Here is an 11,412-nt window from a genome sequence, read left to right on the forward strand (position 1 = left end):
CTTGGCTCAGTGGGGATCGGCGGCCGGGGGCCAGTCGCTGAAGGGGTTGTGCAGGCGCATCCAGGCCGAGGGGCCAGCGGCGAGTTCGGTGTCGGTCAGCAGGCAGGCATCCAGGCGGGCACGCAGTGCGGCTTCGTCCATATCCATGCCGATGAGGACCAGTTCCTGGCGGGCATCGCCGACACCCTTGTGCCATTTCTCCTTGATGATGGCGACGGTTTCTTCATCGTCCGGCCATTGCTCGGGCGGTACCGCGGCCCACCAGCGCCCGGCGACACCATGGCGGGCGACGGCGCCGGCCTGGGACCAGGTGCCGGCATGGGCGGGATGGCTGGCCAGCCAGAAGTAGCCCTTGGAACGGACCACGCCTGGCCATTCCTGCTCGACCAGGGCGAAGAAGCGCTCGGGATGAAAAGGGCGACGCGCCTGGTAGACGAAGCTTGCGATGCCGTACGCCTCGGTCTCGGGGGTGTGCTCGCCGCGCAGCTCCTGCAGCCAGCCCGGCGCCTTGGCGGCTTCGTCGAAGTCGAAGAGACCGGTCTGCAGCACCCGCTCCAGGGGGACGGCGCCGAAGCTCGCCAATTCCAGCCGCGCGCGAGGATTGAGGCTGCGCAGGATGGCCAGCAGGCGATCGCGTTCGGCCGGTTCGACCAGGTCCAGCTTGTTCACCACCAGGACGTCGCAGAATTCGATCTGCTCGATCAGCAGGTCGACCACGGTACGTTCGTCTTCCTCGCCGAGAGACTCGCCGCGGGACTCTAGGGAGTCGCTGGAGGCGTAGTCGCGCAGGAAGTTGAAGGCGTCCACCACGGTGACCAGGGTGTCGAGCTGGGCGACGTCACCGAGGCAGCGACCGTCTTCACCGGCGAAGGTGAAGGTCTCGGCCACCGGGAGCGGCTCGGAGATACCGGTGGATTCGATGACCAGCTGATCGAAGCGGCCGTCCTGGGCGAGCCGCTCCACCTCGAGCAGCAGGTCTTCACGCAGGGTGCAGCAGATGCAGCCGTTGCTCATCTCGACCAGCTTTTCCTCGGTTCGCGACAGCTCGGCGCCGCCGTCGCGGACCAGGGCGGCGTCGATGTTGACCTCGGACATGTCGTTGACGATGACCGCCACCCGGCGGCCTTCGCGGTTATTGAGAATATGGTTGAGCAGCGTGGTCTTGCCGGCGCCGAGAAAGCCGGACAGTACGGTGACGGGGAGTTTCTGGCTGGAAAGGCTGGCTTGGGTCGTCATGGTCATCACGGGTAGAAGAAGTCGTAGGACGGATGCATCCCTGTGATATGGGCATCGAGATGCATATAAACGTTATAACATAACATTAGCGGCGCGTTAAGAAGCTGCCTCTGCCTGGCGCTGAAGCGCCGCCCCGGAACGTTGATGGTGGTGGCCTGGCTGCCCGCTCCCAGTCTGTGCGGGCAGGTTTCAGAGGCGGGCCCCGCCTAGACGTGCTGACCGCCATTGATATGGATTTCGGCGCCGTTGATGTAGCAGGAGCGTTCGCTGCAGAGGAAATAGATGGTCTCGGCGACTTCGTCGGGCGTGCCCAGGCGCTTGAGTGGGACTTCGGCTTCCACCAGGCCGTCGGTACCGGGCGAAAGGATGGAGGTGGCGATCTCGCCGGGGGCGATGGCGTTGGCGCGCACGCCCCGGGGACCGAATTCATGGGCCAGTTCGCGGGTCAGCGCGGCGAGGCCCGCCTTGGAGGCGGCATAGGCCACGCCCGCGAAGGGATGCACCCGGGAGCCCGCGATGGAGGTGACGTTGACGATGCTGCCCTGGGCCGCTTCCAGCTCCGGCAACAGGGCGCGCGCGAGCAGGGCGGTGGACACCAGGTTGACGTTGAGCACCTGGGTCCAGGTGTCGGCATCGGAAGCCAATACCCCGAGGCGGCTGCCATCGGGCCCCTTGGGTGAGATGCCGGCGTTGTTCACCAGGGCGTGCAGCTTGCCACTGGGCAGGCGCTCGCGGACAGTGGCGACCAGGCGGTCGATCTGGGAAAGGTCGGCGAGATCGGCCTGGATGTGCGCATCGCGGGCTTCCGGCCAGGCGCACTCTTCGGAAAACGGCTGGCGGGAAACGGTGAGCAGCCGCCAGCCCAGGTTGCGGAACAGCTTGACGGTGGCATGACCGATCCCGCGACTGGCGCCGGTGAGCAGCATGGTGCGCTGGGTCATGGGCGGCCCCGGTGGGAAGCAGTGTAGGCGAGAAGCGACAAGGCGAGCATGGTGGTTGGCTCCGGCGTCTGGCAGGCCGGTTCACTATGCCCAAGCTGGGAGCCAGCAGCAATCCGCGGCCAAGGTGCTTAGGCGTCGTCCTGGCGCAACCGGCCATGCTCGCTGCGCACCGTGGCCATGAAGGTCTGCATGGCCGACGACTGCACCCGATGCCGGCGGCGGATCAGCCCGTAGGGTGGCAGCCGGGGTTCGAAGGCTATAGGCAGCACCGCCAGGAGGTGGCGACCGGGGTAGTCGTTGACCACCGACAGTGGGGTCACCCCGAGCATGTCGGTCTGCTGCAGCAGTGCCAGCAGGGTCATGATGGAGGTGGTCTCGACGATGCTGCCGGGAATATCGACCCGCGCGTCGTGAAAGGCCTGGTTGATGATGGCGCGCATCGGGCTGGGGTGCTGCTGCAGCACCCAGGTGTGCTCCTGCAACTCGCCCCAGGTCAGGTGCGTGGCCTGGGCCAGGGGGTTCTGGGCGCCGGCGATCACGCAGAGCACCTCTTCGCCCAGGCTGTCGAACAGCAACTCCTCGGCGCGGGCGCCGGTGGGAATGCGCCCCAGCACCACGTCCAACTGGTCCTGCAAGAGCGCCTGGACCAGCACATCGCTGGTATCCACCTGGATCGACATGGACAGCCGCGGATGACTCTGCTTGAGGGTGGCGATGGTGCGGGTCAACAGGCCCGAGGCCAGCGCCGGAATGGCACCCACCACGACCCGGCCGAGGTTGCCCGATTCCAGCGCGACCAGCTCCTCGCGCATGCCCGACAGCTCGGCGAAGACCATGCGCGCGTAGTAGATCACCGTCTCGCCGAAGGCCGTGGCCCGCATGCCCCGTGGCAGCCGCTCGAACAGCCCCACGCCCAGCAGGCTCTCGATCTCGTGGAGCATCTTGGTGGCGGCTGGCTGGGTCATGCCGATGTCGTCGGCGGCGCGGCGCAGGGAGCCGAATTCCGCCAGTGCCAGCACCAGCCGCAACTGGCGCAGGCGCAGACGGCTGTGGATGGTGTGGGCATCGGGAATGCGCGTCATGCTGGCGGACCTTGGGGCAGGGGAGCCGGCTAGGGTAGCGCAGGAGCCGCGGCTTGGCGCCGGCGGGGTGCGCCCCCGCCAGGCCGGGGCGTTCACGAGGGCCGTACCTTGGCTCGCGGCGCGTATTGGCGCAGCGCCTGCAGTCCGCGCGCCAGCAGCGGCCAGCAGAGCATCAGCAGCGCCGCGGTGGTCAGGCTGCCCACCAGGGGATTGGACCAGAAGATGCCCAGTTGGCCGTCGGAGAACAGCATCGACTGGCGAAAGGCGTCTTCGGCCTTGTCGCCCAGCACCGCCGCCAGCACCAAGGGGGCGATGGGATAGCCGAGCTTCTTGAAGGCATAGCCAAGGACGCCGAAGCCGAGCATCAGCCAGACGTCGAACAGACTGTTGTGCACCGAATAGGCGCCGATCACGCAGACGGTAAAGATGATGGGCGCAATGATGCAGAAGGGAATGCGCAGGATGGCGGCGAACAGTGGCACCGTCGCCAGCACCACGATCAGGCTGACCACGTTGCCCAGGTACATGCTGGCGATCAGGCTCCAGACGAAGTCGTGCTGTTCGGCGAACAAGGTCGGCCCCGGGTGCAGGCCCCAGATCATCAGGCCGCCGAGCATCACCGCGGCGGTGGCCGAACCGGGGATACCCAGGGTCAGCATGGGCAGCAGGGCGCTGGTGCCAGCACTGTGGTCGGCGGTCTCCGGCGCGATCACCCCCTCCAGCTCGCCCTTGCCGAAGCCCTCGCGATTCTTCGAGAAACGCCGCGCCAGGCTATAGCTCATGAAGGAGGCGGCGGTAGGGCCGCCCGGGGTCACGCCCATCCAGCAGCCGACCAGGGCGCTGCGCAGCCAGGTCAGCCAGTAGCGCGGCAGCTGTTTCCAGGTGCCGAGCACGGTGCGCAGGGTGATGCGCGCCTGCTCGCCGCGAAAGACCAGGCCTTCCTCCACGGTGCAGAGGATCTCGCCGATGCCGAACAGGCCGATCACCGCCACCTCGAAGCTGATGCCCGAGAGCAGTGCCGGTTGATCGAAGGTCAGGCGCAGATTGCCGGAGACGGTATCCATGCCCACCGCCGCCATGGCGAAGCCGATCATCATGGCCGCCACCGTCTTCAGCGGCGGATTCTTGCTCATGCCGATGAAGGTGCAGAAGGCCAGCAGGTAGACGGCAAAGAACTCCGGCGAGCTGAATTCCATGGCGAAGGCGGCGATGCGGCTGGAGAGGAAGGTCAGCAGCAGCACCCCGACCAAGGCGCCCAGCAGCGCCGAGGTGAAGGCTGCGGTCAGGGCCTCGCCAGCGCGGCCCTGGCGCGCCAGGGGGTAGCCGTCGAAGGTGGTGGCCACCGACGAGGGTTCGCCCGGGATATTGAACAGGATGGAGGTAATGGAACCCCCGAACAGCGCGCCCCAGTACATGCAGGAGAGCAGGATGATGGCTGAGGTCGGGCTCATGGTGAAGGTCAGCGGCAGCAGCAGGGCGACGCCATTGGGCGCGCCCAGGCCGGGCAGCACCCCGACCAGGATGCCGAGCAGCACGCCGATCACCATCAGGGCAATGTGATGGAAGGACAGGATCAGGCCCATCCCGTGCATCAGGGAGTCGAATTCGCTCATGACAGGCTCCTCAGCAGGCGGGCGAGGTCGGCCAAGGGACCGGCATCCAGCGGCACCTTGAACCAGAGGGCGAAGATCAGATAGCTGGCCAGGCTCACGCCGCCCGCGATGGCCAGGATCTGCGAGGCGCCGTAGCGCCTTTGCCGCTGGCGATCCCGCGCCATGAACCAGGCGATGAACAGGAAGGCCGTCAGGTAGAGGCCCAGCAGGGGCAGGGCGACGACGAAGGCCAGCATCGGCAGGAACACTCGCAGCACCTGGCCGAAGGCGGCGCGCTCGACGAAGCCCGTGCGCAGCGCCTGCCAGCGCCACAGGGTCTGCAGCGCCGTCGCCAGGCTGGCCAGGGCAAGCAGCAGGCCGATGTAGAAGGGGAAGTAACCCGGCTCGGGGCCGGCATCGCCCCAGCCGATACCCTGCTCCAGACTGCCCATCATCACGATGCCACCGAGGCCGGCGGTGAACGCCGCCACGCCCAGTTCCACCCAGCGGGTGGTGATCAGGGAATCTCCGGCCATGGCCGTCTCTCCTGTGTCGGTGCGCCGATCAGCGCTTGAGCCAGCCCGCGGCCTCGAACACCGGGGTGACCCGGGCGGTGTCCTGGGCGATGTAGTCCTGCAGCGCCTGGCCTTCGAGGAAGGTCGGCACCAGGGCGTTACGCTCGATATAGGCCTTGAATTCGGGCGTCTGACTCACCTTGCGCATGAGCTCCACATAGAAGGCGCGCTGCTCCTCGCTGACGCCGCCCGGCAAGAGCACGGTGCGCGGGAAGCGGTATTGATCGATACCCAGGCCCTGCTCCTTGCAGGTGGGTACGTCCGACCACGCCTGGGTCTCGGTGACCTTGGCGGTATAGGCCATGCGGCTCTGGCTGAACACGCACAGCGGCACTACCTGTCCACCACGCCACTGGCTCAGGCTCTCGCTGGGATTGTTGACGTTGGAGGTGATGTGCTTGCCAGCCAGCTGGGTCGCCGCCTCGCTGCCGCTCTTGAAGGGGATGTAGGTGAGCTTGGTGCCCTCGGTGCGATTGAGCAGCAGGGTCAGGGTCTGGTCGACGTCCTTCGACTGGCTGCCACCCATGCGTTTGCCAGCCGGGTCCTGCTTGATGGCGTCGATGTAGCCGCGGGCATCCTTCCATGGCGCGTCGGCGTAGCTCCAGAGGATGAAGTCATCCTCGGCGATGGCCGCCACCGGGGTGAGATCGCTCAACTGGTAGCCGAGCTTGGCGGTCAGGGGCAGCAGATAGACGTTGTTGGTGGCGATGACCAGCTTGTCCGCCTCGCCCTTGGCCAGCTTCATCTCCAGAAAAGCCTCGGCGCCATTACCGCCTCCCTTGTTCATCACCACGGTGCTGGCATCGAGCAGCTTGTGCTGGGTGATGATCGACTGGATCAGCCGGCCGAGTTGGTCGGTGCCGCCACCGGGGCCACCGGCGACCACGATCTCCACCTTGCCGTCGGGCTGCCAGGCGGCCTGGGCCAGGGGAGCCGCCGCAGCGGCCAGACACAGGGGGAGGGCGGCGAGCAGGGAGGTGCTGCGCATGGGACTACCTCTTTCTTGTCGTTGTTTTGGGTGGACCGAGTGTGCGCAGCACCCGGCGATCCTGACCACTCAAAAGAAGGCATGCACCGATAGCCTGAGGTTATGTCGTAGCGGGTGAGCTTGCGGAGACCTCGGCGCCAAGGGCTCTCCAGCGAAACATTGAAAGGCACCTATATCCTCAGGCTATACACCTATGTGCAGATTTGATTAGACGGTTATCGAACCGGCAGCCGATAGTCGACCTCGCCAGCCGGCTGCTGAACGCCCATAACAATAATCAGGGGTCACGCCATGCTCTCGACGTCCCGCGCCAACCACCTCGACGAAGCCGCCGCCATACCCACGGCCCTGCAGGCCTCCCGCGTGCGTTGGCGCATCTTCGCCATCATCTTCGGCCTCACCGTCATCAACCTGGTGGACCGCGTCTCCCTGTCCATCGCCATGCCTACCATCGCCCGCGAATTCCAGCTGACGCCGGCCATCCAGGGGCTGATTCTCAGCAGCTTCTTCTGGGCGTACGCCCTCCTGCAGATTCCCGGTGGCTGGCTGATCGATCGCTACGGCCCGCGCCGGGTCATCGGCTGGTCCACCGGCCTTTGGGGCGTATTCCAGACCCTGGCCGCCTTCGCCACCGGCGGCCTATCGCTGATCTTCGCCCGGGTCGCCCTGGGCGCTGCCGAAGCACCGCTGTTCCCCGCCGGTGGCAAGCTCAATTCGCTCTGGCTGGCCTCCAGTGAACGTGGCCGGGGCGCGGTGCTGATGGATTGCGGCGGTCCCCTGGGCGTGGCCCTGGGCGGTCTGCTCATCGCCTACCTGATCGCCGTCTTCGGCTCCTGGCGCACTGCTTTCTTCATCGCCGGTATCGCCACCCTGGCCATGGCCTGGCTCGCCTGGCGCTATCTCCGGGACGACCCGGCGACCCACCCCGGAGTCAATGCCGCTGAACTCGCACGCATCAACGAAGGCCGCACCACCTCGGTGGCCCAGGCGGCCAAGGCAGGCGCCCGGGGCCTGGGCATCGCCCGTCGCTCCCTGGCCGGCATCCTCATCGGTCGCGCCAGTTGGGCCATGGTCTTCTTCGGCCTGCTGACCTGGGGGCCCAGCTACCTGGCCCAGGCCCGTGGCTTCGACATCAAGGGCATCGGCGCCGCTACCTTCCTCATCTTTCTCTGCGGGGCGGCCGGCTCCCTGGTCGGTGGCTTTCTCTGCGACCTGCTGGTGCGCAAGGGCGTGCGCCGTGGCCTCGCCGCCAAGGGACTGCTGTCCTGCTCCGGCCTGGTGGCCCTCGTAGCCTTTCTGCTCCTGCCGCACCTCACCGATCCCTACGCTGCCGTGGCACTGCTGTCCCTCACCGCCTTTTTCCTCATGTGGGGCAGCATCTATTGGAGTTTCCCGGCGCTGCTGGCGGCGCCGGCACGGGTGGGTCTGATCGGCGGGGTGATGAACCTGGCCGGCAGCCTGGGCGGCATCGCCGTGCCCATTCTGGTCGGCCTGCTGCTGCAGCACCTGGGTGGCTATCCGGCGGTACTGGGCTTCTTCGCCCTCTGCTCCGGCCTGTTCATCCTCGGCACCCTGCTGATCGTCCTGGACCAGCGGGAGGTGCAGCATGACTGAGCGCTATAGCGGCCCCATCATCGACGCTCACCACCACCTCTGGGAGCCCCGGCGCAACTTCCACCCCTGGCTGTCCGGCGCGGAAACCATTCCCTTCCGTTATGGCGACTACAGCGCCATCAAGGGCAACTACCTCCCCGAGCACTACTTCACCGATGCGGCCGGTCATGACGTGGTCCAGACCGTCTACGTCGAGACCGAGTGGGATCCCCGCGATCCCCTGGGCGAGACCCGCTACGTCCACGAACTGGCGCGCCGCCATGGCGTACCCAACGCGATGGTCGCCCAGGCCTGGCTGGATGCCGAAGACGCTGCAGAGCTGCTCGCCGCCCAGGCCGCCTTCGCGCGGGTGCGTAGCGTAAGACACAAACCGGGCGGTCCTGGTAGTCCGGAGGAGGTCGGCAGCCAGCGCACCCTGATGAGCGATGACCACTGGCGCCAGGGCTACGCCGAACTGCAGCGCCACGGCCTGCACTTCGACCTGCAGACGCCCTGGTGGAATCTCGACGAGGCCTGCCGCCTGGCGCGGGACTTCCCGGCCATCCAGTTGATCCTCAACCACACCGGCCTGCCGTCCGATCGCCGTCCCGAAGGCCTGGCCGCCTGGCGCGCCGCCCTGGCCCGCCTGGCCGAATGGCCCAATGTGGCGCTGAAGATCTCCGGTCTGGGCCTCGCTGGCCAACCCTGGCGCGCCGAGGACAATGCCTGGATCGTCCGCGAGGCCATCGCCGTCTTCGGTCCCGAGCGGGCCATGTTCGCCAGCAACTTTCCCGTCGATCGCCTGTGCGGCAGCTACGCCACCATCCTTGGCGGCTTCAAGCGCCTGGTGGCCGACCTGCCCATCACGGCCCAACGCCAACTCTTCCATGACACCGCCCAGCGTCTGTATCGCCCGGTGGCCGACGTCATCCGCCTGGACCCCTACCTGAGGACTTCCGCATGAGCAATTCCACGCTTCCCCGCCTGGCCCTGGTGCTGGGCGATCCGGCCGGTATCGGCCCCGAACTCATCGCTCGCCTGCTGGCCGATGCCGAGGTGCGCGGTCGTGCCCGGATGGTGCTCATCGCCGACGAGGACGAAGCCCGCACCGGCATGCGCATCGCCGGTTGCGAATACCCCTATCGCCGCATCGACAGCCTGGATGCCCTCGACTTCCAGGACGACATACCCCTGCTGTATCCCTATCGCGGGGCCGCCGAGGGTGCATTCCCCCGTAGCGAAGCCAGCGTCGTCGGTGGTCGCTACAGCCTGGACACCCTGGCCGTCGCCCTGGACCTGACCCAGGCCGGCCACACCGATGCCATCCTCTTCGGCCCGCTGAACAAGACCTCGCTGCACCTCGCCGGCCTGGGGCACAACGACGAGTTGCACTGGTTCGCCGAGCACCTGGGGTACACGGGACCGTTCTGCGAATTCAACGTGCTGGACGATCTCTGGACCTCGCGGGTGACCTCCCATGTCGCGCTCAAGGACGTCCCCGGCCTGCTCAGCCAGGAACGGGTGATCGAAGCCATCGAGCTGATCGACAATGAACTCAAGCGCAGCGGCCTGGCCCGGCCCCGCATCGGCGTCTGCGGCCTCAATCCCCACAATGGCGACAACGGCAGCTTCGGCCGCGAGGAGCTCGATCTCATCGGTCCGGCCGTGGAGCGGGCCAAGACGCTGGGCATAGCCGCCGACGGCCCCTATCCGGCTGACACCATCTTTCTCAAGGTCCAGGGCGACGCCCGCGCCTTCGACGCCGTGGTCACCATGTACCACGACCAAGGCCAGATCGCGATCAAGCTGATGGGCTTCTCCCGTGGCGTCACGGTCCAGGGCGGCCTGCCCATTCCCATCGCCACGCCGGCCCATGGCACTGCCTTCGACATCGCCGGCCAGGGCCGCGCCAACGTCGGCGCCACCCGCCAGGCCTTCGAGATCGCCTGTCGCCTGGGCACGTCCCGCCACTGATAGCTACCGAGGCGCCCTAGGCGCTTACCAAATCCGCCGAACCGGCCCAAGGGGCCGGCAGGCCTGACTCATGCTCGAAAAAGGAAACTCACCATGAAAATCACCAGTGTCCGTACCCGCGTCTTCGAATGGAAAGGCAAGGTCGTCCCGCCCCAGGCGCACTTCTGCACCAACGCCACTGACATCCTCTACGAACGCGGCGACGCCATGGGCTCCTTCCGCTTCCACGGCTGGCTGGTGGTGGAGATCGAAACCGACAGCGGTTTGGTCGGTCTGGGCAACTGCGCCCTGGCGCCGCGGGTGGCCAAGGAAATCATCGACCTGTACCTGACCCCCATCGTCCTGGGCCAGGATCCCTTCGACAATGAATACCTCTGGCAGAAGATGTACCGCCGCACCCATGCCTGGGGCCGCAAGGGCATCGGCATGGCCGCCATCTCCGCCGTCGACCTGGCGCTCTGGGACCTGATGGGCAAGGCCGTGAACAAGCCGGTATTCAAGCTGCTGGGCGGCCGTACCAAGGAAAAGATTCCCTGCTACGCGTCCAAGCTCTACGCCAACGACAACCTGGACCTGTTCCTGGAAGAAGCCCAGGGCTATCTCAGCCAGGGCTTCGACGCCCTCAAGATGAGATTTGGCTATGGCCCCAAGGACGGCCCCGCCGGCATGCGGCGTAACATCGAGCAGGTGCGCGCCCTGCGCGAACTGGCCGGCCCGGACGTCGATATCATGCTGGAGTGCTACATGGGCTGGACCCTGGAATACGCCCGACGCATGCTGCCCAAACTGGCCGAATTCGAACCGCGCTGGCTGGAGGAGCCAGTCATCGCCGACGACATCGAAGGCTACGTCGAACTCAAGAAGATGGGCATCATGCCCATCTCCGGCGGCGAGCACGAATTCACCTCCTACGGCTTCAAGGACCTCCTCGAACGCCGCGCGGTGGACGTCATCCAGTACGACACCAACCGCGTCGGCGGCATCACCGCCGCGCGCAAGATCAACGCCCTGGCCGAAGCCTGGTCCGTCCCGGTCATCCCCCACGCCGGCCAGATGCACAACTACCACCTGACCATGGCCAGCACCGCCTCGCCCATGGCCGAGTTCTTCCCCGTCTTCGACGTGGAAGTGGGCAACGAACTCTTCTATTACGTCTTCAAGGGCGAACCCCAGCCGGTCGGTGGCTACCTGCAGCTGGATGATGACAAGCCCGGCCTGGGTCTGGAGTTGTCCGAAGAGCACCTCAAGGATTTCGACGTGATCGAATAGGGCGCCCATTGGCTGCCGCCCGCGGGGAGGGCGGTGGCCATTTCAATGCCGCGACGCTGAATGGCGCGAGTCGGCGCGTTGTTCGACTCACCCCGCCAGGATCGCCGCTGCCCCCCGTGGCTGCCGGGTGTACCACAGTACTCGGCTGACCCCGCGGGTCAC

At 66.6% G+C, this 11,412-nt stretch carries 11 protein-coding genes (1 of these 11 running past the window's edge); 4 read left to right on the plus strand and 7 right to left on the minus strand.

Features of this window, described 5'->3' with window-relative positions; all coding sequences use genetic code 11:
• Positions 1–6: 6 nt before the first annotated feature.
• The 6 genes from zigA to V6W80_RS09795 form a co-directional block, all read right to left on the minus strand.
• Positions 7–1,242 carry a zinc metallochaperone GTPase ZigA gene (zigA, locus tag V6W80_RS09770; protein ID WP_338547397.1) on the minus strand — a complete coding sequence of 412 codons (1,236 nt, stop codon included), beginning with the start codon at positions 1,240–1,242 and terminating at the stop codon, positions 7–9.
• A gap of 200 nt (positions 1,243–1,442) precedes the next feature.
• Positions 1,443–2,177, minus strand: coding sequence for an SDR family NAD(P)-dependent oxidoreductase (locus V6W80_RS09775; protein WP_160923205.1), 735 nt, complete (start codon positions 2,175–2,177; stop codon positions 1,443–1,445).
• 128 nt (positions 2,178–2,305) lie between these two features.
• Entirely contained in the window at positions 2,306–3,259 is a 954-nt protein-coding gene (locus tag V6W80_RS09780; RefSeq protein WP_338546809.1) for a LysR family transcriptional regulator, read from the minus strand.
• Positions 3,260–3,351: 92 nt separating this feature from the next.
• Positions 3,352–4,872, minus strand: coding sequence for a tripartite tricarboxylate transporter permease (locus tag V6W80_RS09785; RefSeq protein WP_160923207.1), 1,521 nt, complete (start codon positions 4,870–4,872; stop codon positions 3,352–3,354).
• Positions 4,869–5,387: a tripartite tricarboxylate transporter TctB family protein gene (locus V6W80_RS09790; RefSeq protein ID WP_338546810.1), complete on the minus strand. Its 519-nt coding sequence runs from the start codon at positions 5,385–5,387 to the stop codon at positions 4,869–4,871. The genes V6W80_RS09785 and V6W80_RS09790 overlap by 4 nt, the downstream gene beginning before the upstream one ends.
• Before the next feature lie 28 nt (positions 5,388–5,415).
• A complete protein-coding gene (locus V6W80_RS09795) occupies positions 5,416–6,414 on the minus strand; it encodes a tripartite tricarboxylate transporter substrate binding protein (RefSeq protein ID WP_257706169.1) in 999 nt (332 codons plus the stop codon).
• Positions 6,415–6,705: 291 nt separating this feature from the next.
• Between V6W80_RS09795 and V6W80_RS09800 the strand changes: the two genes are divergently transcribed.
• The 4 genes from V6W80_RS09800 to V6W80_RS09815 all read left to right on the plus strand — a co-directional run bounded on the left by V6W80_RS09800 (position 6,706) and on the right by V6W80_RS09815 (position 11,250).
• Positions 6,706–8,028: an MFS transporter gene (locus V6W80_RS09800; RefSeq protein ID WP_338546811.1), complete on the plus strand. Its 1,323-nt coding sequence runs from the start codon at positions 6,706–6,708 to the stop codon at positions 8,026–8,028.
• Positions 8,021–8,971, plus strand: coding sequence for an amidohydrolase family protein (locus tag V6W80_RS09805; RefSeq protein WP_338546812.1), 951 nt, complete (start codon positions 8,021–8,023; stop codon positions 8,969–8,971). Before V6W80_RS09800 ends, V6W80_RS09805 begins: the two co-directional genes overlap by 8 nt.
• Positions 8,968–9,981: a 4-hydroxythreonine-4-phosphate dehydrogenase PdxA gene (locus V6W80_RS09810; RefSeq protein ID WP_173148123.1), complete on the plus strand. Its 1,014-nt coding sequence runs from the start codon at positions 8,968–8,970 to the stop codon at positions 9,979–9,981. The genes V6W80_RS09805 and V6W80_RS09810 overlap by 4 nt, the downstream gene beginning before the upstream one ends.
• Before the next feature lie 93 nt (positions 9,982–10,074).
• Positions 10,075–11,250, plus strand: a complete 1,176-nt coding sequence (locus V6W80_RS09815; RefSeq protein ID WP_338546814.1) for an L-rhamnonate dehydratase — start codon at positions 10,075–10,077, stop codon at positions 11,248–11,250.
• 87 nt (positions 11,251–11,337) lie between these two features.
• On the opposite strand, the gene V6W80_RS09820 is transcribed toward V6W80_RS09815, so the two are convergent.
• Positions 11,338–11,412, minus strand: partial view of a UvrD-helicase domain-containing protein gene (locus V6W80_RS09820; RefSeq protein ID WP_338546815.1) — the end only. It continues 1,866 nt past the right edge of the window; the window shows 75 of its 1,941 coding nt (coding positions 1,867–1,941); its start codon lies off the right edge, out of view — the gene reads right to left on this strand; the stop codon is at positions 11,338–11,340.

The sequence above is a fragment of the Pseudomonas benzopyrenica genome, assembly GCF_036884265.1.
GTDB classification, from domain to species: domain Bacteria; phylum Pseudomonadota; class Gammaproteobacteria; order Pseudomonadales; family Pseudomonadaceae; genus Chryseomonas; species Chryseomonas benzopyrenica.

What these genes read in the sequence shown, in the direction of transcription:
- zigA (WP_338547397.1), bottom strand. Translation starts at nt 1,242, where the DNA reads ATGACCATGACGACCCAAGCCAGCCTTTCCAGCCAGAAACTCCCCGTC.
- V6W80_RS09775 (WP_160923205.1), bottom strand. Translation starts at nt 2,177, where the DNA reads ATGACCCAGCGCACCATGCTGCTCACCGGCGCCAGTCGCGGGATCGGT.
- V6W80_RS09780 (WP_338546809.1), bottom strand. Translation starts at nt 3,259, where the DNA reads ATGACGCGCATTCCCGATGCCCACACCATCCACAGCCGTCTGCGCCTG.
- V6W80_RS09785 (WP_160923207.1), bottom strand. Translation starts at nt 4,872, where the DNA reads ATGAGCGAATTCGACTCCCTGATGCACGGGATGGGCCTGATCCTGTCC.
- V6W80_RS09790 (WP_338546810.1), bottom strand. Translation starts at nt 5,387, where the DNA reads ATGGCCGGAGATTCCCTGATCACCACCCGCTGGGTGGAACTGGGCGTG.
- V6W80_RS09795 (WP_257706169.1), bottom strand. Translation starts at nt 6,414, where the DNA reads ATGCGCAGCACCTCCCTGCTCGCCGCCCTCCCCCTGTGTCTGGCCGCT.
- V6W80_RS09800 (WP_338546811.1), top strand. Translation starts at nt 6,706, where the DNA reads ATGCTCTCGACGTCCCGCGCCAACCACCTCGACGAAGCCGCCGCCATA.
- V6W80_RS09805 (WP_338546812.1), top strand. Translation starts at nt 8,021, where the DNA reads ATGACTGAGCGCTATAGCGGCCCCATCATCGACGCTCACCACCACCTC.
- V6W80_RS09810 (WP_173148123.1), top strand. Translation starts at nt 8,968, where the DNA reads ATGAGCAATTCCACGCTTCCCCGCCTGGCCCTGGTGCTGGGCGATCCG.
- V6W80_RS09815 (WP_338546814.1), top strand. Translation starts at nt 10,075, where the DNA reads ATGAAAATCACCAGTGTCCGTACCCGCGTCTTCGAATGGAAAGGCAAG.